Below are 20,923 nucleotides of genomic sequence, written 5' to 3' on the forward strand. Positions count from 1 at the left end.
TGAAACTACAGGTTTTCTGGTTAATTTACTGTGAACAACACATCACATATATTTTACAAATAATGTATCTGCAGTATACTGTATCTTTTAAGGTAAGTTGTGTGTTTTAAATAAAATACCGACTTGTTCTTATTTAGTATTTTAACATATAATAACCTCTATACACTCCATCGAAAATATGTTCACTTAAGAATAATATATTCAAAAAGCGGAGTATGTTATTACTATAATAGAACTAAAAAGCCCAATTTTTATCTATAAGAATTCCATTTCATTAAGGTTTTTAATTGTTAAAAAAGTAAAGTAACGAATTTAATTATGTATGGCAAAAATAATATATGGAAATTGTCAAAGGAAGACCTTCAACCATGAATGATTCGTATCAACTTAATGTGCATAAGTTACTTGAACATGCTGCAAGAGTTCATGGAGATACAGAAGTAATTTCTGATAGGAGATTACAAGGAGGTTTCCTGCATAAATTCACATATAGACAAATCTATGAAAGAGTAAATAGAATAGCTAACGCATTTGAAAGAGAGCTTAACCTGTCTCCAGGGGATATCGTCGGTGTCCTCGATTGGAATGACCATAGATACTATGAGTCCTATTTCTCTCTACCATCAATAGGAGCAGTGACTTTAGAACTTAACATAAGGCTACACCCTACAGAGTTGGGCTATATTGTAAAGCACACTAAACCTAAGGGTCTACTGGTTGATGACTCGTTATTGCAACTAGCTGAGGTTTTGTCCAAGGAATATGATTTTAGCTTTGTCCTGGTGATGAGTGATAAACCTGTAGAGGAAATAAAGACTAACCAAAGAGTTCTAGGTTATGAGGAATTGGTGAGGTCCAATTCTCCGAACAGACCTTCTATTACTGTTGATGAAAGCTCTGCAGCGACTGCAGCCTTTACTTCAGGTACCACAGGTCTGCCTAAGGGAGTTTTTTACTCTCATAGATCAATAATTCTTCATGCCATGGCAGTAGCAATAGGGAATTCTCTAACTCCCTCAGACGTTGGTCTACAAATAGTTCCCATGTTTCATGCAAACGCATGGGGAACTCCTTTCGCAAGCACGATGATGGGAATGAAAATGATTTACCCAGGGAGATATACTCCAGACACATTGGTAGAACACATTGTCACCCATAAAGTAACTGTGACAGCGGGAGTCCCTACTATACTTCTTGAAATCGTAAGAAGATTACAGCAAATGGGAGTGAAAACCCCTGGTTTAAGAATAACTAGCGGTGGAAGCGAACCACCATCAGCATTGGCGAAAGCCTTTATGGAATTAGGAGGAAGAGTGATTCAGGGATATGGGGCTACTGAAACAAGCCCTTTAGTTTCGATGGCTCTTCCAAAAGCTGAATTGAAAGAACTAAGTGATATAGAGAGATTTGAGAGAATGAAACAAGGGTTACCGATTTTCGGCGCAGAGGTTAAGGTTGTTGACCCAATTAGTAATCAGGAGTTGCCATGGGACGGTAAGAGTTTTGGTGAGATTTGGCTTAGAGGACCCTGGATTGCCAAAGAATACTATAATGATCCGAGAAGTTCAGAGAGGTTCACCCATGATGGTTGGTGGAGGAGTGGTGATGTTGGTGTTGTTGATCCTTTGGGCTATGTTAAACTAGTTGACAGGTTAAAAGACGTGGTTAAAAGCGGTGGTGAGTGGATTAGTAGTATTGATTTGGAGAACTTTTTGATGGCTCATCCTTATGTTAGGGAGGCTAGTGTTGTTGGTGTTCCTCATCCTAAGTGGGGTGAGAGACCATTAGCTGTGGTCTCACTTAAACCTGAGTATCAAAGTAAGGATAAGGAAGAGGTAAAGAAAGAGTTGAAGGAACATCTTTTGAAGAGGTTTGCAAAGTGGCAGTTACCAGATGATATTGTTTTTGTTGACGAAATACCTAAAACCAGTGTTGGTAAGTTCAGAAAGGAAGAAATAAGGAACAGGTACAAAGACATTTATGTGAAAAGTGAGGAGAAGATATAATATCACCTTAATGATTCTAGTAATTCCATTCTTTTTAACTCTCTGATATACCAAGAGAGTACTTTAACTTTTTTATATCTAAAAATTAAGAGAACGTATTTGTTTAAACATTAAATATTTCTAAGGAGAAGGAGTAACATGCATCTATTATATTTTGGGTACAAATGCAATTAGCGATATTTAGTCTAAAATTTAACTCGGATTTTCTAAGGAATCGTATCCGAATTCTGTTATTAGACTAGTTTAAATATAACCTTTAACAATAGATGTGAAATTGGTCTCGTCTTCGTAGATATAGTGAAAAGTCTTAATACATTTAGATGTGGCTTATATAATAAATGAACTTAAATTCACATATCCTGTTAGCCTTAGCCTTAGGGCTGGCTCTCTTTCATAGAGTGGATTTAGCTGTATTGGTTGGAATAGGAGCAGCAATACCTGATTTAGACAGAGAGTATGCTTTATTGAAGAGGGACATTTTTAGAAGAATGCAGTTACACAGAGCATTATTTCATAACATATTTTTCATCATTGCACTTTTCCTATTTAATAAATATATTGGAATAGGGGCTTTAACCCATGTTATTTTTGATGCTTTTACAAGCCCCTCTGATAGGGGTGTGGAGTTATTTTTTCCCTTGACCAGATTGGTAAAGGAGTATAAATTAAATTACGAGGGGAAAGAGTCTGGGAGAGGTAAGAGATCAGCATGGTATCTTGAGGATCCTACTAGATTAGTTGAACGTACTGCTGATAAGGATCTAAGAGAGCCTAAAAGGGAACCATGGAGAAGAATATATGGACCATTTAAGAACTCAATGTTAGTTGATTGGGCAGTATTTTATGCTTCTGGAGTATATATTATACTAAATGAACAATTGACAATAGGATTTCTAAATTGGCTGATTCAGTTTCTTTATGTAGTCTTCGTTAAGTATATTATAATCTCCCTAGGGATAGTCATGTTTTATGTGGCTGGAGAGGTTTGGAGGAGAAGGAATGTTGGGAGAAGACCAATAATTGTCACAATGACTGTAGGGTTCATATTGATCCTATATCAAGGGAGTCAGCTGTTCTCTCCATTATTAATAGGCTCACTTGAACCTATTTATCTGATAATTCCATCCTTTATAATCGGAATTATTCTGGCTTACATACACGTTAGGATAAGGAAGAAGGATGTGGTTTTATGACATTAAAATCAGTTCATCTAGTATTTTTGAAAAATTTCAATTCTTTATGCTAATTTCAATTATTTAGTGCATAAACCAACTCTAAACGAATATTAATCTAGACTATGAAATAATTCCTTTTTTTGAATTTACCTTAATCTAACTTACATATATTCGTTTTCTTCTGTTTATCTACAAATTAATAAGGGTGAATATAAAAGGTTACAAAGTAAGACAGATTTTATTAGTAACAAAGGAAGTAATTAGGTTATGAATAGAAAATACACCACGCTACGAGTTATAAAATCTACAGCGTGTATATTAAAGAGGATAAAAGATGAGAAGAATTTATCCTCTATTGACGATACTATTAGATATCTAATAGTTGTGGAAAGGCTTAATGTCAGAGATATCTCAGAAGAGGAAAAGAGAAAGTTAGATAAAGTGTTTAATGGGTGTAATTGAAAATAATAAATAAAAGATTGGGCAGAGATTACCCTTAATTTATTACTAAGGGCTAATCTAGAAAAGATCTTTATTTTATTGATTTATAAAGGATTTATTTAAAATTTAATTTAAAAAAATATTAAAAATTTTTCTAAATTATTTTCAATTAATCCTTTTATACCTAGATTTTTATTGAACTATTATACTTCAATTAATTATGAAAGCTTTTCCTGACAAACCACTTAGTAAACAAGATATTTATGAAATAGCTAAAACCTACTCTCGTAATGACAATGAACCATTAAGTGGAAGAATGTGGGGTCATATTTACTCACTTGGATTACCAGAGGAGGTAATAGAGGTTTCAATGACCTTATATAACCAATTTATAAACAAAACAATGTTAGACTTCACCGTATATCCTAGCGTACTTAGGTTCGAAAACGATATAATCGCTATGGCTTCTTCTTTACTGGGAGGTAGTGAAGAGACAGTTGGTAACTTCACATTTGGAGGCACCGAAAGTATAATGGTAGCCACGAAGGCAGCTAGGGACTATTTTTTAAAGAGAGATATTAATGTTACTCCTGAAATTTTATTACCGGTTACTGCACATCCCGCATTCAATAAGGCTTCTGACTATTTAGGTATGAAAGTCACTCCCGTAAAAATAGACCCTGGGAGGACTACTATTGACCTTGAGGACTTAAAGAGCAAGCTAAAAGAAAACACAGCAATGTTGGTAGCTTCAGCCCCTAACTATCCGTTCGGAACCATTGATGATGTTAAAGCTTTGTCTGAGATTGCGCAAGATAAGAAGGTATGGCTACATGTAGATTCTTGCATTGGAGGATTTTTGTTACCTTTCTTACGTGACCTAGGAGAGCCAATACCCCCTTTTGATTTATCTTTAGAAGGAGTTACCTCTATATCTGCTGATTTACATAAGTACGGCTATGCCCCCAGAGGAGCCTCAGTAGTTCTATTTAGAAACTCTTCGTATAGGGAGGGAAGTATTTTTGTGATGTCTAGATGGCCTGGCTATCCGATTGTAAATACTTCGGTGCTCTCCACAAGGTCTGCAGGACCTTTGGCTGCGGCATGGGGAATAATTCATGGGCTAGGAAAAGATGGTTACCGAAAGCTCGCAAATAGAATCCTAAACACGCGAATCAAATTAACCAATGAACTGCCGAAAATGGGCTATAGAATATTAGGCAAACCATTGGGAGGTATAGTTAGTTTCACATCTGAGGAGTTTAATTTAGCTGAATTACCAACACTAATGAAGGGTTGGTTTATACAATATCAGCCGGGTTCAAGAATATTAGGATTTCCCAAGAGTATTCACCTGACTATTGCGCCTGGACACGATAAGGTGGTAGACGAATTCTTAAGAGACTTAGAACGAGCTACTAATGAGCTTAAAGGTAAAAAATCTACCTTACCGCTTCTACAAGATTTCAATGACCTTCAGAGCATAGCTAGAGCGTTGGGGATTGAGGAGGGGAAGCTTCCTTCGAATCCTACTTTAATTAATGAATTGATGCACGAGATGCCACCTGAGTTAGTAGAAAATGTTTTAAAATTAGTGATAAATGAATACGTTTTCAAACCATCAAGATCTTGAATTAAGTGATCTATAGGTTTTTTTGAGCCTTTTGTAAACATTTACAAACTCTCTAAATTTTTTGTTAAGCCTCAGGGAGTTATTTGAGTCTGGCATGAACACTTTATCGATTTCAAACTTTGAGCAAGCTTCTTCAAAGCTATTATAAACACCCAGTCCTACTGAAGCTATTGCCCCTAATCCCCTTAACCCTGTCAGTTCAGGTCTCTTAACTCTTTTTACCGGTAGCCCTATGGAATCGGCGACTATCTGACACCATGAATCGAAAAGTGCTCCACCACCAACAATATTCACCTCTTTTACGTCTTTAGCTACAAGGGGAAACACCCACTTTATGTTTAATGCCACACCCTCCATGACTGCCCTCAATATTTCTGCTTTACTTGTCTCTAAAGAGATATTCAGAATTCCACCCCTTACAGTAGGGTCGTCAATGGGAGATCTCTCGCCATAAAGCCACGGTAGGAATAGAAGACTCGTTTTATCAACACTTTTTACTAACTTCTCGACCTCCTCATAGTTCCTTTCCATGCCTAAAAGTCTCATTACCCATTCAATTGCCCCTCCTGCAACCTCTTGTTCTGCTACATATAGGTATTTTCCTGGTATAGCACTTAGTATACTACCAACGTAATGGAATACATCCACTTTTCTTTTAGAAATATGTGACGCTACCCAGTCACTAGTGCCTATGTATATATGCGGTTCCCCTTCCTTTATGGCTCCGGAACCAACAGCTGATGCGGTAAGGTCTCCTGCTCCCACGAATACTGGTATTTCCCCGAATAACTTAGCTACTTCCCCTTTTATATATCCTGCAATATCTGTAGATTTCCTGATCTCAGGTAATAGGTTTATGTCTATTTTATAATCCCTTAAAATCTCATCTGACCATATAGCTCTTGCAGTTCTGGTATCAGCCAACCAGGAGAGACTTGCCTCATCATGACTAGTAACGAAAACGCCAGAAGCTTTACTGATTAGAAAGCCCTTAATGTCTAATAGCTTATAGGTCTTTGAGAAGATATCCCTTTCGTTTTGAGCTATCCAGATAATCTTTGATATAACATCCTTTCCTGTCTTACCGGGTGCACCACCTGTAATCCTGAGGAATTTTAACAGTTTGAGTATGGAGTATCCTTGAAGCTTAATTACACCTTTCCACAAATCTTCAGGTAGTCCTGATGCTCTTTCATCTAACCAAATTATGGCATTCCTCAGTGGTTCGCCACTTGCATCAACAGGAATAACTCCAGCCATATGAGCATCAAAAACTAACCCGCTTATGGTGAATTTGAAGTCCTCTAGAGCAGTTCTACCTAAATCCACTATTGTTTCCCACAGTTTGTTGGCATCTTGTTCCGCCCACCCCTTTTTAGGATAGTTTACTATTGATTTGGTAGAGACCAATTTTCTTACTTCAAAATCTTTAAGTGAGATTATCCCACATTTTGTTGATGTAGTTCCAATATCGAAGGCTATAACGTACTTATCGTCGCTCATTTTTTGCCCTCCCCTCTCTTAGAAATAAACTTAACACAAATGAAACTACATCTAATATAATTACTAAGATCATTGATGGAAGGAAAGGATTATTTGGATACAATATAGGATTTTCTAAAGACCCCATAACAGGTATGAGTAAGACTGCTCCTCCTTGTGCTATTAACCATAGAATACTTTGAATTGTTCCAGTCATATTAGGCTCTACCAGTTGTGCAGAGTAATCTAGACCAATGGGCAACGCTGATACTAAGAAGAATCCCAGAAGGAAAGTGGAGACACTCAATACGATGAAATTGGTGAAGACTGTTATGAAATACAGCATTATAGCTGAGATACCAAAATCTAAAAGGAAGAAGATCTTTTTTCTCTGTAGTTTATCTGATAAAAATGGAATGACGATAGAACCGAATATTCCACCAATAAGTATCAGTCCAGCTATCACTCCACTGTCAGTTACGCTTATCCCTCTTGGTTCTAATATACTTTCAATCCAGGTTAAAATACCTGTGAAAAAGCCTATACCTATGAAGAAAAGAACATTTAGAATTATGAAGTCCGCAGATTTTAATATCCCTTTGACTATACTGAATGAAATCATGTTGGATTCTGCGGAAGTCACTTTCTTTTCCCTTGCTACAACTACAAATATCACGAGACTTAGGACAGATATGACTGAGTAGACTGTAAGCATTGTCTGAAATTCAGAAAAATTGGTATCTGGAACCAATATAGGGGTGAAAATTAGAGCTGACATTAAACCAAGAAATTGCCCTATAACAGCTAAACCTGTAGCTAAACCTCTCTCTTTATCTTCAAACCATTCGATTACCATTTTCGAGATCGAGGTGTAAACGAAAGGTTGCCCTACTCCTGCAAGTGATTGAAAAATTAATAATAATGTAAAGTTTTCTCCTGAGAATATTCTTGCTACTGAAAACACAGCCATAATTAATGCTCCAAGGGAAACGGCGTATTTGAAACCTTTTTTATCGGTTATTATTCCAGCAGGTACTGATAAAGGAATGAAAATCAAAGGCCAAATAGCTGATAGTAAACCTATGTCCTCTGCTGGGACATTGTATAAGTCTGTCATAATTGGTGTGGTAATTGATGCGAAGTTTAGCCAAAGTAACTGTGAAATCGCCGCCACAAACATATATGAACCCAATACAGCCCATTTATAGCGCATCACGATCTATCTAAATTTGTAGATATACAGTTTATTATATTTACTTATTAAGTTATGTTAAGCAGAATCATTGCCAAAATGATTTTTGCGTTAAATTATGTGCCTTGTTCTTAGTTTTAAGGTTTTTATGTTAAGAGTTTCTACAGTATAGTATTTAGATAACTGTTTTTCCTTGATTTTCATGTTGTTATTAAGGTAAACCTTTAAACTAAATTCACTCGTTACTATCTGTTTTCAGTACTGAAATTTATCTCTTGTGGATACAAAATTACAAAATTTTAAATTAAAATTTAGTACATGAAAATATATATTTAAACAATTTATGTTCTCTGTTGTCTAACTATCTCACTCTTTAGTAAAAACGTTGGTTAAAAAGAAAGTTAATTCCCAGGAAGAAATAGAGAACTTTATGTATACATTTTGATAATCTATAACTGTAACTATAAATGGTAAGTAAACACCTTAGAAGTTCGGTAGAAAAAGACAGTTTTAAATTAAATTTAGCAAGACAAATATATTTTTGTTTCTACCATAATAATAAATTAAAACCATTAAATATTTCGCGTGTCATGGCAGAGGTAAGAGTAAAATACATTTTACAACTCCATTTTCCTGAATTTAAGATAACTGACAATAAATGGCACTAGTATCCGGCAAGACATGATATTATGACTATTGTATGCACTAGGAAGAACAATGAAAGGAATGATGAAAGTAAAAGTTTAGGCAAATATGATTATTATCAAGGTAATTGGTATGATTATACCTAGAATAAATGTGATTGTTGTAACCGACACTAGTGGTATAACTAAAGAAGAGATTAGAGCTGTTAATATACCCGTATAAATGTGTTAAGGTAAAGATTTTCTTTGGTTACACGTCTAGCTGATAAAAATTTTAGTGCCCCACCATCTCTTGGCTTAGTAAAATTAGAATAGGATATGTAGAGCATTGTTATTGGGGAAAATGGTCAAAAAGGTGGAGAATTGAGAAAAGAGAGAGGAAACAGTAACTGAGGAGGATATACGTAACGGAAAGTATAATACTTTATTATCATCAAGAATCTGAGTCTAAATATAAAAGATAAAATCTTCACTTATCCCTTATAAGGATATATTAAATTCTCGGTAAAGGATTAAAGCTAAGAGTGTTAATGTAAAAACCTTCTCAGTTGACGTAGAAAGTTTCACCATATCTATGGTTGTGCAGTTACTTGAATATCTATACTATCTCCATTAGCAAGTAATAATCTCACGGTGTAAAGCGTATTAGAAATCAAGTTTAAGGACATGTTATTAAAGTCTATTGTTATATTGTTAAATCCCTGTTTTAAGTTGTTTGGCGTTATAGAAGTAGAGACGTAGTTTTTGCCCACTATTTGAGCTTGAGTAATGTAAATATCACCGTCAGAGTATAATGATAAGGTTATAATTCCGTTTCCTCTAATTATTCCACTTCCCAATGAACTTACCTTTACAGTCTTTTTCGGACTATTTAGTTCTCTTATTACTCTATTTACTCCAATATAGCTCAGAGCATATCCAATTACTTGAGTGATCAAGAAAGGTAATGCAACCAATATACCAGCGTTTTTAAGTGACCCTTCATTGAATGTCTCTCCAATCCTGTATAATGATATACCAAGAATAATTTGACCTATTACAAATATAACATCACCAAAGAGATTTACTGGTAAGACGTAGACTACTGCCCCAATAATCATGATTATCGTTCCAACTTTACCCAAATCAGAATAGTTTGTCTTAATCTTCTCATTTAAATATCCAGTTAAAATTACGATTGATCCTATTATCGCAATTGCTGTAACGATTATAGGTATGGCATGAATAAGTGGAGTATTTAACTGTTTAAGGAGCTCTCGTTGTAACTGTGATTGATTTAAACCACTAGCACCATTACTCATGTTGATGTATTTTGCCACAGTGTTAAACGCTGTATAAAACACTATTATTATTGAAACTATAAACAGGATCGACGAAAACTCCAAAAAGATTGATCCTATCTTGATTCTACCAAGAGCACTAGAGTTAGGCTTCATCAGTTACTTACTGAATTACTAGTTTTAAAAACTTTTCCTTAATCCATAAAAAGATTGAGTGAAGTACAGATTATAGTTACTGTTCATATTTATCCGACATAATTTAACTTACTTATACTTAATTAAATTGGTCAATCTCAGGCTACAAAATTTGGTTTCAATTATATCAACGGGCACTAAAATAATCTAAGTTAAAGCACTTTCTAGCTTGTAGTAAGCACAAAATTCTATTTATGATTAACGTAAAATAGACCTTACCCTCAACGTTTCCCTGAAGTCCCTGTAGCCATAAGCAATTCTACTGTTGAAGCCTCTGTTGAGGATGACCATTTCAGTGATTTTTGCTATCAAGGAGTAAATTCTCCCCTTTTCTCCAATTACTGTTATATCCTTATGTTCTCTGTGAGCTATTTTTAATGGAGGTTCAAATAGTATTATCTGGGTTAGTTGGATGGGTAGTAATGAGTAACCTGCCTTATCGATACCGTTTATTTTGGAAAATTCATTATCCCTAGTGTGAAATATGGCGAAACTCATAGGATCAGAGGTGATAAATGGGAGAATTGCTATTATTTTACCTTCCAGTAAATGGTTTAAGCCAAGAACGTTTATTCCTCTATCTACCTGGGAAGTTCCTTCAGAAGAAAAGTCTATCTTCTTATTTCTCATTAGGTTGTTAATGTAAATAAGTAGTGAGAAGATTAAGGCTATGGTCTCATGCGCTTTTCTAGTTCTAAGCTGTTCAATATGCTCAAGTAGTATACTGATATTCTCGTTGTAAGAGGTAGAAATAAAATTGACAAGAGAATTTAGGGGAATGAACTTCGATATCTCCTCTATTCCCTCTTTACCTGTCTCAAATGCACTTTGGATATTCTTATCTATACCACTTGTGCCATAGTATGACTTCAATAACTCTTTTTCATAAAACCAAAATATTGATCTATACATTCTAGAAAATAACTTTACGTCTAAATTTGAAAGAAGGAAGTGTAGTTCATCAAAGGTATTTTGTATTATCTCCTCAGGATTTATTTTAGTGAAGATTACATCCCCTTGCCTAAATGTCAAATTGTTAGATTCTAAATTAACGTAATCCGACTCATAATTGTTGGGATTCATTAGCAACCTTAAAGATTCTCTCAAACGTAATTTGGGCTTCTTAGTCTCAACCTCAGAAAGTAGTGAATCCACATAAAGTTTAACTATACTATTGGGCAAATTATCTAAAAATTTTTTATTAATATAATAATCATAACGAATATATCCCTTGAGGTTTTCCCCGGGTAGCAGATGTACATTAGCGAAGTAGCTAGTCTCGTTATTTTTTGAACTATCATTCACTCCGATCCTTAATATCTCCACATCGGTAAGCATAGTGGGAATGGGCAAGAAACCAAAATCAGGGTTATATCCGTAAATTAATTTATAGTCATTAACCTCTGGAACTACAAAAAGATAATTATCAACTTGCTCTTGTAAAATTTCTTTTATTCCTCTTTGAAGGTACAAGTTAAAGCGAGGAAGTTCATAGTCATTAAGATAGTATTTTTTGCTTTCCTCCATTGGATGGCGTGTCAGAAAGATTGAAAGTAAACACTCACTGTTTGAATTGAAGAGGGATGAAGTTAGAAGTGTTGTATTAGGAATTATGTCTATGCGGAACTTGAGAGAGAATACTCTGTTGTCTTTAACCCTACGACATTTCACACTGATTATATGTGTTTTAATGTTTGGGTTAAGAGGTGCTCCTAGCACTTCCACAAATCTATTGTCCCCTATCTGAGCCTCTACTTTCTTTTTCCCCTCAGTAATATCAAATATTTCGACGCTGTTTACTGTAAAAGGTAGAATCAGTTTATAATATTGCATACGTGTAAGTGAAGGGCAGAACTGAAGTCTTGAGGTGTAATTAAAAACTGTGTAATATCCCCTTTCACATATATTCATCTCAGTCCTCTCTAGACGATACAAACTGCTTTAACGACCTTATCTCAGACCTCTTATAACTGTTTAAGTCTAACATCCTCTTTCTCGATCTTAAAGTTTCAGTTTTTAACTCCATATGTTACATCATAGTTTACTTTTAAAAAAAGATTTCGACAAGAAATTTTGTAATAAAAACTTCATTAAAACTTACGTTAGATTTAAAAACTTCATAAAGTTTAAATACCTATCACAGGTAGATTTTTCTACATCTCTTACACTACCAGATAGTACAGAAACCTTACCTGGTAAGTTGTCTCTTGCTAGGTTAAGAAATATTATCGCATCATTCTCGCTGTTAATATGAACAGTATTAAATTTATCGGCGTAATCTATGAAAACTTTTACATAAAATAAACTATCGCCTATATCATGAGGATATGAAATTTTTAGCATCATCATATTTCTCAAAACTAATGTCAGACTATTCACTTTAGACTTCCTAAAGAGCAAGTTTGCGTATATTGTCTCGGTATTCAATAAGGTTACTAGGTTCCTAAAATCGGCATTTTCGAGAAAAGATATATCTTCTATTAGCTCTAAACCGGCTTCCAAGTGGTCTGTTTTTATCGAAATTTTGTCCACCTTATTTAGAGTTCTATCTACGTAAAATTTTAGTACTTTTATAGGTAGAAAGGGTTCTAAAATCTCACACTCTGTTAAGTCATATATGGTGTCGTCATCAAAAGTGTAATACTTACAATCTTTAATAATATCATGAAATTTCCTCATTACTTTACTAATTACGCGGTTTACATATAAAATTCTAATTTATGATTAAGTTTTATGTAGAGAATATATTTCACGGCATGGGCTTACATTAAATCTTATATAGTTCTTAAATTCCATTTATGATGTTGTATCATATTTTATATTTGTAAAACGTGGTATCCAGAAATCTTAATAAATATATTTAACTTAAAACTCTACTATGGGAAAACTCGTAGCTACTTTGGGAACTTCACCAGGAGGAATATTAGAGACTTTTCTGCATCTAGTGAAAAATGGAGTTGATATTAATGAGATAAGAGTTATAACAACGAGAGATCCTGAGGTTGAAAAAGCATGGAAAATTGTTAAATTAATGTTTGTGTGCTGTTTGAAAGAGAGGTTCTCTAAGGTTGAGATAATCCAGTTTCCAGTAAGAATAAATGATATAAATACAGAGCAGGATCTTAAGGATTTTAAAGCCTTTGTGAACAACCATATCAGCTCCGAGGACTATGTGGATATAACAGGAGGTAGGAAGGGCATGTCTGTAGCTGCAGCATTAGCTGCTAAATCAAAGGGAGCCAAGATAGTCACGTCCATAATTCCTCAGGATGAATATAGGAGGATAAATGATCTGATAAAACAACTAAAGGAGATTCCAGAGATTAAGGATACAAAGGATTGTAGGCAAGATTTGAAGAACACTTCCTGTAGCTTAATTTCTAGCAACGCGAGGACCATAATTTTTGAGATTTAATATAAAGTAGCTTTTCAACGTTTTTATATTCATTTCAACTCATATATATTTCACATACTAAGACTTTTTCCTAGTACGTTGTCCTGTCTTTAGTTAGTAGTGAATCGTATTTCCCATTTAGACTAATGAATTAAGAGGATTATGATTACATTATACTTTTAGTTTTTAAAAGAGTTTTTATTAATACTTTAATGAAATGGATTTTGTTTCTGTTGGAGGAAGGAAATTACATTTTACTCAAAGCGGAAAAGGAAAGAGGAATCTGGTACTACTTCATGGAATACCAGGTTTCTGCTATGACTTTAGACATAATGTAGATGTTTTATCTAAGAAGTTTAGGGTGACTAGGATAGATTTCAAGGGATTTGGACATTCTGAAAAAGGGGATTACGATGTGGACGACTTTCGTGTTGAAGTTCAGGCTAAAGAGATAATGGAGGCTCTTAATAAATTAGATATTCATGACTTTGTTCTTTTAGGTCATGACATTGGCTCAATAGTCTCACAACTCATAGCCCAGGAAACTAATTGTGACCTAGTTTTAATTAATCCAGCATATAAGGGCATGAGAGGAAGATGGAGAGACATAGCTAATGAGTACTGGTATATTTTCTTCCATCAAATTCCTATCGCTGAAAAAATGATTATTAGTAACTTGCGAGATTACATCAACTATTTCCTAGATCATCTGACTGTCAGGAAATTTAAGGAGGAGGAAAAAGAAGAGTATTTCAAAGTATATGAAGAGCCTTACTCTGTAAGAGCCCTTGTAAATTGGTATAGGGCATATGTCTCTCATTTTAGATGGAACAACATAAGGAAAATAAAGAGTAAAACGCTGGTATTATGGGCTGAAAACGATCCTCTTTTCCCTACTTCATGGGTTGACAGACTATGGGAGGTATTCGAAGACTATAAGTTGGTGAAAATCCGCGAGGCAGGACATTGGCCACATGCTGAGAACCCTGAGGAAGTTAATAATGCTATACTTACGTTTTTTGATTAGCTGACTTCCTCTCCGCCCTAAAGGGCGAGGCTTTCGTCATTTTGTAAATAATTTATCAACTTAAGTAGACCTTTATAGTTGAGAAGAGAGACGTAAATATCTAGAACAGAATAGTTATTATGATAGTCTCTGGAATCATGTTGGCGACAACTTATCTGTTGTTCGGAAGTAAGTTTGGTTACGATGTGGCATTTCCAAGAAATATACCAGCTATTATTGCCATATTATTCCTACTGGGCTTTTTATACTGCATTATCGATAAATTTGAACATTTTAAGCTTAAAAACCACTAGAAAAATATGGAATATAATTAGTTTCTTACCGTTAATCATTAGTTATCTCTTTGGCTTTTCATATTTATACATTGACTTAGGAAATATAGGCTTGAGCAGTCCTTTCGTGAATATAGTTATGCTATCCTATTACGCTTACATGAATGAAGATCCACCATTTTCAATCATGGGGGATGCTAGCTCCTCAGTATCTCCTTTCATACCCCTTATAGTTCTGTTATTCTGGATAGGCCTTTTATCAGTATTAGCTGTGATATTCGTTAGAAATCTATATCTTAAGCCCACGGAAGAAGGGAGGTCAATTTAACATGATAGAGCTTAAGAACGTAAAAGTTTATGGTGAAAAGAAAAAAGAGATTATTAGAGGAGCGACCTTAAGTTTATCTAGTAAGAGTCTACTGTTAGGACCAAACGGTTCAGGCAAAAGCACTTTACTAAGGGCCATCTGCGGCATAAGAGATTATGAAGGTTCAATTAGAGTTGATGGAATAGAGGTAAAGGGAATCAGAAGGTTCACCAAACTATCATGTAATTTACCAGAAGCTTATTCATTAGGGGTAAAATTAATAGACAAACTCAATACTAAAGGAAATAAAAGAGTTAGACATTAATTTAGCTAAAAACATACTTAAGGAGGTTGGAATGAACAATCTAAACCAGAATTATTATGATTTGTCTTCAGGTCAAACTGTGCTATTTAATACTGTGTTAGTATTAGCCTCGTATCCTAAACAAATAATTATCGATGAGCCGTTTGAAAACGTCGACTACGCTAAAAGGAAAATAATAGTAAATTGGCTAAAGGAATATGGAGAGGAAGGATTAATAGTTACACACGAACTTGATATGCTGAGTTTATTCCAAGAACATGATCTTTATCTGATATTTGAGGGAAAAACATTTGGTCCCATGAAAGTCGACGAGTTCCTGGAGTCTTCAATAGTAGAGGAAGAGGACCCCTTAGCTTTAACTGTTGTAGAGATAAAAGGTAAGAAGTTCTCCATAACTAAATGTGATGATCATAGAGATAAAATTAAAAACTTAAGAAGTATAGATAAATTATGCTTAGGCGTCTAAAGTGAACATGAGGATATGATTAAAGAGGCTAAGAAGCTAGCTTATTACACCCTTAAAAACGAGATTAGGAGAGCTTTAGCAAAATACTATCTTTTATGGTCAACTTTTCCAGCATTATATTCACCTATTTATTACATCATTGATAGTCTAAGCCTGAAAAGTTTTCTTCTATATAGTATTTCATTCCTTATACCTATTTTTATTTATATATCTCTTACCTTCGTCTTTTTTAATAAAGTAGCGAAAGTATGGGGAAAATTCTACAAGATTTATCCAGAGATAAACCGTGAGCAAAAGGGGAAATTTTTCATTTTATACTCTCTTATCGGTATACTGTTGTTGATTCTTTTAATTATTTACTCCTATTATGATTTAAATTCAGTTTTTGAAGAAATTTTGGAAGTGTTCTACGTTGGTCTAGTATTAGTTGGACTATATTATAGTTACAGAATGGTAGGTTTAAGATATTATGATGTTGTGGCTTTAGTTAGTTTTACAGTATTGATGACTCTTTCAAATCTGAATAACATTATTTCAGTTTTTACCTATTCATTTTTTACAATATCTTGGATTTACGCTGGTTATAAATCAATTAATGAGGTTGCTGAAAATGAGTGAAGACCTAAAGAAGATCATGGAGTTACTGAATAACCCTGTGCTCTCAAATTCATCTAGGCTCGGAATTCTCATTTCATTGTATATTCTAGGCAAAACTACATTTGGTGATCTTCAAAATTCTACAGAAATACCTAAAAGTTCCCTTCACATGCATTTGCAGATTTTAGAGGAAAATGGGAATGGTTAGTGTAAAGAAGATACCTACTCTTTCAGGTCCTAGGACAATAGTGCAAATAACTGAAAAAGGTGTAGAGGAGATTAAAAAATACATCAACGTGATCAGGGACATAAAGATATGAGATCGTTTAATAAAACGAATTTCTCCCACACGGTAAACATGATTTAGTTTATGGTTCTCAGTTACAGAACCCGGGAAAAAGAGTTAGACTAACTGTTACCACTTCCACAAATATTCCATCAATAGTTGGCTTAAAATTCCTGAGCTTTGAGGGTAAGCCATTGCTTAAAATATTATAAATTCTGGTACTAAATGTATATTGAGTAGTTTTGGACGAGGAAGAGTTTAGGTCAGCACTTAAAAAATGGATTGAAGCTAATTCTCCTGCTGATTTAAAAGGTAGAAGGATTCTCTTCGATACAGTTGAGTTCGATGATTATCAGAAGATTAGAGAATGGCAAAGGAAACTGTATAATGCAGGATATCTGGGTATAACGTGGCCTAAGCAGTATGGTGGGCAAGAGCTACCTCCTATCTATGAGGCGATAGCATATGAGGAATTCATAAAAGCTGGTTTACCATATGGAAGAAGTTTAGGTTCAATAGGATTAATGGTAGCGGCACCTGCAATCCTGAAGCATGGAAATGAGGAACAGAAAAAGAGGTACTTACTAAGAATACTTAGCGCTGAGGACATATGGTGCCAAGGATTTTCCGAGCCCTCTGCAGGATCAGATCTGGCATCAGTCAAGACCAGAGCAGAGGACAAAGGTGATTATTTTCTAGTCAACGGACAAAAGATATGGAGTAGTTACGCTCATCTAGCCAATTACATGATACTTTTAGCAAGGACTGGTGAAGATAGGTATGGTGGACTTACGATGTTTGTGGTAGATATGAGACAGACCGGAATAAAAGTCTCTCCCATTTATCAAATCACAGGCAAGAGTGACTTCAATATAGTGTATTTAAACGATATAAAAGTTCCTAAGGAGAATGTAGTTGGTAAAGTTGGAGAGGGATGGAAGGTTGCAATGACTGTGTTGAACCATGAGAGATTTACCTTAGGGATTACAATGCTCTTCACTTCTAAAAGTGCTATAGACAGTCTAAAGGATCCAAAGCTGGAGGAGTTAAGGGATGACATAGAGGGGTTAGAGGCGTTTTATCGTAGACTCCTGACTAAGCTCAGGAGGGGAGAGGACGTCGACACTGAGGGGGCTATATTGAAACTTGTTGCGTCTGAGATACTTCAAAAAGTCTACGAACACGCAGTCTCTAATTATGATCTAGAGTTTATCATGAATCAGAAGTGGTATCTAGGAATGTTAAGCTCTAGAGGTAGAACTATTGCTGGTGGCACTTCAGAGATCTTGAGGAACCTAATTGGAGAGAGAGTATTGAAATTACCGAAATAATTTTTTATCATGAATCTCTTTTTCTAAAATATGTATTTTGAAGACTTTAAAGTAGGACAAAAGTGGGAGACAAAAGGTAGAACAGTTGGAGAAGCAGATGTGATAATTTTTTCCACCATGACAGGAGCCTATAATCCCTTATTTCTAGATGAGGAATACGGCAAGAAGACCAGGTTCAAAGGTAGAATTGCCCCGGGACTGTTGACGGCTTCATTAGCAGTGGGTCTAACTTACCAATTACCAGTGGATCCTTTTGGTGAGGGGTTCGTTGCGTTATCTAGACTTGAATTAGAGGCTAAGAAGGCTGTCAAAATAGGCGACACACTGAAGTGTGTGGTAGAGGTCACTGATAAGAAGGAGAGAGAGAAGAACGGTAGAGTCTTCTTAAACGTAAAAACCATTAACCAGCTGGGAGAAGAAGTAATGAATTTAAAACTAGAGATAGTTTGTGATAAAAAATCTTAGCTGATCTTAAATATCTTCTGAAGTGCTATAATCCTCTTGAGGTGTAAATGTAGATCCAAATCTGATGTGAATCCTATTCCACCATGAAATTGAATGGAGTCTAGTGCAGCTCTGAAGGCTTTTCTGTAAGCATGATTTAAAAGATTGTAAGGATTTTCTACATTACCTAGTATGTACCTCGATCTAACAAGTTCTAAGCCAATTACGTCGTCTACGACTCTGTGTTTTATTGCCTGGTAAGAACCTATAGGCTTTCCAAATGCTACTCTATTTTTTGCGTATTCCACTATCTGCTTCATTGTAGCTAAGCCATGCCCAATAATCTGAGCTGAAGCCATAATAACTGCTCTATTGAAGTCCAACTCTAACTTTTTCCAATTCCCTCCCGTTACTTTGTATATTCTCAAGGTGGGATCGGGTGATTCTACCTCTTTTAATTCTACCTCATCCCTTTTTGCTATTCCTCTAGGGGTGATTATCATTTCCACTTTGTCTGCCTCAGGAACATAATTTACTCCTATTGTAACTGGGTAGTCTAATCCTAGCATTGCTGTGGTAGATACTGTTCCAGGTAACAGGTTTTCACCAAGGATTTCATTTATCAAAAGTCCATATACCCTATCGTCCTTGATAAGCTGAAATATTCCCAAATCTTTTATTTTCTCAAATATTTCCTTGACCTTGATATCGGAGACTTTATCCTTCTTTGCTCCTAAAGTTTTCCATTCTCTATCTAAGAATTCGTTTAAAGAATTCCTAATTAGCGAGAACTCCTCATTGCTCTCTACGTCTAGTAACATTGATTAATATATCTTGGAGAGACATAATATTTTTTACCATAAAGAATACTGAGCGTTAATTCATACCGTTTGTCCGTTTTAATGGATGGAAAGGTTGTTTTAGATTCTCTAGGTAAAAAATCATAGACGAGAAATATATTGATGATTTTATGTTAAGGCTCCCTTTTTACATCCTCCCATTTACCATTAAATAAAATGCGATTCCCCTTTTCTGCTAAGATCTTTCCTTTCCTTATGACATATAAGGGCGGATCAATAAACCTTATCAAGTCTACCACATTATTAGAGGCTGTCACTATCAAATTAGCTTCACACCCTACGCAAATACCGTAATTTTTAATTCTCAAGGCTTTCGCCCCATTATACGTTATTAAGTATATTGATCTTTTCAACTCTTCATATCCTGTAAGTTGATCAAGATGAATTGCCATAAATAACGCTTGTAACATATTTCCGCTTCCAAGAGGATACCAAGGATCCATCATACAATCATAACCTAACGCGACATTCACTCCAAAGTTCAACATTTCCTTTATAGGTGCCATACCTCTTCTTTTCGGATAAGTATCTAACCTACCTTGAAGGACTGCATTAATTAAGGGGTTAGGTATCACACTTATTCCTGCATTCGCAACATGTGGTAAAATTCTGTATCTGTAAGCATTATCCCAGCTATGCATTGCAGTTACATGTCCTGCTGCAACTCTACCTGTCCACCCATTTTCCAGTGTCTCTTTAGCTAAGACCTCTAAGAATCTAGAGTTAGGATCATCTGTCTCATCTATATGTCCATCAATATCTCGATTATACCTTTTCCCCAATTCAAGTGCAAATTTAATTGACCTCACCCCGTCCTCCCTGGTTAATTCGTTATGAGGAATAAGTCCAACATTATCTGCACCTTCACTTAATGCTTTATACATTAACTCCTCATTACCCTTATCTACGAAGATCCCATCCTGTGGAAAAGCAGTTATTTGGATATCCATAAGGTCTTTTACGTCCTCTTTGACCTTGAGAAGAGCCCTCAATAGTTTAAGACTTTTCTCCGTTATGTCCACATGTGTCCTCAACCAGAGAGTTCCAAAGGCTACCATTAATTTGACTGCTGTTACTGCATTTTTGTAAACCTGTTCCTCAGTAAGTTCTTGCTTCAATTTTTTCCATATTTTTATCCCCTCCCATAAAGTTCCACTTTGATTTTCTGCTTTAGTGAAGACACTATCTAGATGAAAATGCATATTAAGATATGGTGGTAAAACGAGTTTTCCATTTGCTTCCAATACATCCTCTTCTCTCTCACAACTCCCTATACAAGTTATCTTGTCCCCATCTATCTTAATATCAACTATCCTTCCATCTTCCAGTCTAGCATTTTTAATTAACATATTTTCTTGATATTATTAGTTTTTAAATTATTAACTATTGTCAAAATAACTTAGCTGAATTTGAGGAAAGATTTAGACAGATTGTGGACATCTTGTATCGAGTTAAAGACACACGTTAAACTTTCTGCTTCTGTGTTTGCCTAGTAAACCTTTAAGAGTTGTTTTGATTTGTATAATGAAAAAGAATACACTATTTTTAGACTAATTCTTCTTGATA

Annotated in this window: 18 protein-coding genes and 2 pseudogenes; 12 read left to right on the top strand and 8 right to left on the bottom strand. The window is 35.1% G+C overall.

Features of this window, described 5'->3' with window-relative positions; translation table 11 throughout:
• Positions 1-338: 338 nt before the first annotated feature.
• The 4 genes from SUSAZ_04890 (at position 339) to SUSAZ_04905 (ending at position 5,255) form a co-directional block, all read left to right on the top strand.
• On the top strand, positions 339-2,006 hold the full coding sequence (locus SUSAZ_04890) for an AMP-dependent synthetase (GenBank protein AHC51369.1): 1,668 nt from the start codon (positions 339-341) through the stop codon (positions 2,004-2,006).
• A 338-nt stretch (positions 2,007-2,344) separates the two neighbouring features.
• A complete protein-coding gene (locus SUSAZ_04895) occupies positions 2,345-3,199 on the top strand; it encodes a membrane protein (protein ID AHC51370.1) in 855 nt (284 codons plus the stop codon).
• 249 nt (positions 3,200-3,448) lie between these two features.
• Positions 3,449-3,643, top strand: a complete 195-nt coding sequence (locus tag SUSAZ_04900) for a hypothetical protein (protein ID AHC52477.1) — start codon at positions 3,449-3,451, stop codon at positions 3,641-3,643.
• A gap of 199 nt (positions 3,644-3,842) precedes the next feature.
• Positions 3,843-5,255, top strand: coding sequence for a decarboxylase (locus tag SUSAZ_04905; protein ID AHC51371.1), 1,413 nt, complete (start codon positions 3,843-3,845; stop codon positions 5,253-5,255).
• On the opposite strand, the gene SUSAZ_04910 is transcribed toward SUSAZ_04905, so the two are convergent.
• The 6 genes from SUSAZ_04910 to SUSAZ_04935 all read right to left on the bottom strand — a co-directional run bounded on the left by SUSAZ_04910 (position 5,244) and on the right by SUSAZ_04935 (position 12,727).
• A complete protein-coding gene (locus SUSAZ_04910; protein AHC51372.1) occupies positions 5,244-6,758 on the bottom strand; it encodes a carbohydrate kinase in 1,515 nt (504 codons plus the stop codon). The two genes, SUSAZ_04905 and SUSAZ_04910, sit on opposite strands and share 12 nt — an antisense overlap.
• Positions 6,745-7,917 carry a hypothetical protein gene (locus tag SUSAZ_04915; protein AHC52478.1) on the bottom strand — a complete coding sequence of 391 codons (1,173 nt, stop codon included), beginning with the start codon at positions 7,915-7,917 and terminating at the stop codon, positions 6,745-6,747. Before SUSAZ_04915 ends, SUSAZ_04910 begins: the two co-directional genes overlap by 14 nt.
• 1,228 nt (positions 7,918-9,145) lie before the next feature.
• Positions 9,146-10,009 (bottom strand): hypothetical protein, encoded by an 864-nt coding sequence (locus SUSAZ_04920; protein ID AHC52479.1) that lies wholly within the window; start codon positions 10,007-10,009, stop codon positions 9,146-9,148.
• 237 nt (positions 10,010-10,246) lie between these two features.
• Positions 10,247-11,959: a hypothetical protein gene (locus SUSAZ_04925; GenBank protein AHC52480.1), complete on the bottom strand. Its 1,713-nt coding sequence runs from the start codon at positions 11,957-11,959 to the stop codon at positions 10,247-10,249.
• A 1-nt stretch (position 11,960) separates the two neighbouring features.
• Complete coding sequence (locus tag SUSAZ_04930) at positions 11,961-12,074, bottom strand: hypothetical protein (GenBank protein AHC52481.1); 114 nt, start codon at positions 12,072-12,074, stop codon at positions 11,961-11,963.
• Positions 12,075-12,145: 71 nt separating this feature from the next.
• Positions 12,146-12,727, bottom strand: coding sequence for a hypothetical protein (locus SUSAZ_04935; protein ID AHC52482.1), 582 nt, complete (start codon positions 12,725-12,727; stop codon positions 12,146-12,148).
• 199 nt (positions 12,728-12,926) lie between these two features.
• Between SUSAZ_04935 and SUSAZ_04940 the strand changes: the two genes are divergently transcribed.
• The 8 genes and pseudogenes from SUSAZ_04940 (at position 12,927) to SUSAZ_04975 (ending at position 18,518) form a co-directional block, all read left to right on the top strand.
• Positions 12,927-13,463, top strand: coding sequence for a hypothetical protein (locus SUSAZ_04940; GenBank protein AHC51373.1), 537 nt, complete (start codon positions 12,927-12,929; stop codon positions 13,461-13,463).
• 196 nt (positions 13,464-13,659) lie between these two features.
• Positions 13,660-14,469 (top strand): hypothetical protein, encoded by an 810-nt coding sequence (locus SUSAZ_04945; protein ID AHC52483.1) that lies wholly within the window; start codon positions 13,660-13,662, stop codon positions 14,467-14,469.
• A gap of 264 nt (positions 14,470-14,733) precedes the next feature.
• Entirely contained in the window at positions 14,734-15,069 is a 336-nt protein-coding gene (locus tag SUSAZ_04950; GenBank protein ID AHC52484.1) for a hypothetical protein, read from the top strand.
• A gap of 1 nt (position 15,070) precedes the next feature.
• Positions 15,071-15,839 (top strand): annotated as a pseudogene (locus SUSAZ_04955) (ABC transporter).
• A gap of 15 nt (positions 15,840-15,854) precedes the next feature.
• A complete protein-coding gene (locus tag SUSAZ_04960; protein AHC52485.1) occupies positions 15,855-16,457 on the top strand; it encodes a hypothetical protein in 603 nt (200 codons plus the stop codon).
• Positions 16,450-16,756: pseudogene (locus tag SUSAZ_04965) on the top strand (regulatory protein ArsR). Before SUSAZ_04960 ends, SUSAZ_04965 begins: the two are co-directional and overlap by 8 nt.
• A gap of 208 nt (positions 16,757-16,964) precedes the next feature.
• On the top strand, positions 16,965-18,053 hold the full coding sequence (locus SUSAZ_04970) for an acyl-CoA dehydrogenase (protein AHC51374.1): 1,089 nt from the start codon (positions 16,965-16,967) through the stop codon (positions 18,051-18,053).
• A 30-nt stretch (positions 18,054-18,083) separates the two neighbouring features.
• Positions 18,084-18,518, top strand: a complete 435-nt coding sequence (locus SUSAZ_04975) for a MaoC family dehydratase (protein ID AHC51375.1) — start codon at positions 18,084-18,086, stop codon at positions 18,516-18,518.
• Here SUSAZ_04975 and SUSAZ_04980 read toward each other — a convergent pair.
• Positions 18,515-19,318, bottom strand: coding sequence for an acyl-CoA dehydrogenase (locus tag SUSAZ_04980; GenBank protein AHC51376.1), 804 nt, complete (start codon positions 19,316-19,318; stop codon positions 18,515-18,517). The genes SUSAZ_04975 and SUSAZ_04980 overlap by 4 nt on opposite strands.
• A gap of 152 nt (positions 19,319-19,470) precedes the next feature.
• The gene (locus tag SUSAZ_04985; GenBank protein ID AHC51377.1) at positions 19,471-20,706 is read right to left on the bottom strand and encodes an amidohydrolase; all 1,236 of its coding nucleotides are present in this window, start codon (positions 20,704-20,706) and stop codon (positions 19,471-19,473) included.
• Positions 20,707-20,923: the final 217 nt, after the last annotated feature.

The sequence above is a fragment of the Sulfolobus acidocaldarius SUSAZ genome (genome assembly GCA_000508305.1).
Lineage (GTDB): Archaea > Thermoproteota > Thermoprotei_A > Sulfolobales > Sulfolobaceae > Sulfolobus > Sulfolobus acidocaldarius_A.

Bases quoted from the DNA above. Each gene is read 5' to 3' on its own strand.
- SUSAZ_04905 (AHC51371.1), top strand. From the start codon at position 3,843: ATGAAAGCTTTTCCTGACAAACCACTTAGTAAACAAGATATTTATGAA.
- SUSAZ_04960 (AHC52485.1), top strand. From the start codon at position 15,855: ATGATTAAAGAGGCTAAGAAGCTAGCTTATTACACCCTTAAAAACGAG.
- SUSAZ_04925 (AHC52480.1), bottom strand. From the start codon at position 11,959: ATGAATATATGTGAAAGGGGATATTACACAGTTTTTAATTACACCTCA.
- SUSAZ_04915 (AHC52478.1), bottom strand. From the start codon at position 7,917: ATGTTTGTGGCGGCGATTTCACAGTTACTTTGGCTAAACTTCGCATCA.
- SUSAZ_04900 (AHC52477.1), top strand. From the start codon at position 3,449: ATGAATAGAAAATACACCACGCTACGAGTTATAAAATCTACAGCGTGT.
- SUSAZ_04930 (AHC52481.1), bottom strand. From the start codon at position 12,074: ATGGAGTTAAAAACTGAAACTTTAAGATCGAGAAAGAGGATGTTAGAC.
- SUSAZ_04910 (AHC51372.1), bottom strand. From the start codon at position 6,758: ATGAGCGACGATAAGTACGTTATAGCCTTCGATATTGGAACTACATCA.
- SUSAZ_04890 (AHC51369.1), top strand. From the start codon at position 339: ATGGAAATTGTCAAAGGAAGACCTTCAACCATGAATGATTCGTATCAA.
- SUSAZ_04895 (AHC51370.1), top strand. From the start codon at position 2,345: ATGAACTTAAATTCACATATCCTGTTAGCCTTAGCCTTAGGGCTGGCT.
- SUSAZ_04935 (AHC52482.1), bottom strand. From the start codon at position 12,727: ATGAGGAAATTTCATGATATTATTAAAGATTGTAAGTATTACACTTTT.
- SUSAZ_04940 (AHC51373.1), top strand. From the start codon at position 12,927: ATGGGAAAACTCGTAGCTACTTTGGGAACTTCACCAGGAGGAATATTA.
- SUSAZ_04985 (AHC51377.1), bottom strand. From the start codon at position 20,706: ATGTTAATTAAAAATGCTAGACTGGAAGATGGAAGGATAGTTGATATT.
- SUSAZ_04945 (AHC52483.1), top strand. From the start codon at position 13,660: ATGGATTTTGTTTCTGTTGGAGGAAGGAAATTACATTTTACTCAAAGC.
- SUSAZ_04975 (AHC51375.1), top strand. From the start codon at position 18,084: ATGTATTTTGAAGACTTTAAAGTAGGACAAAAGTGGGAGACAAAAGGT.
- SUSAZ_04980 (AHC51376.1), bottom strand. From the start codon at position 19,318: ATGTTACTAGACGTAGAGAGCAATGAGGAGTTCTCGCTAATTAGGAAT.
- SUSAZ_04920 (AHC52479.1), bottom strand. From the start codon at position 10,009: ATGAAGCCTAACTCTAGTGCTCTTGGTAGAATCAAGATAGGATCAATC.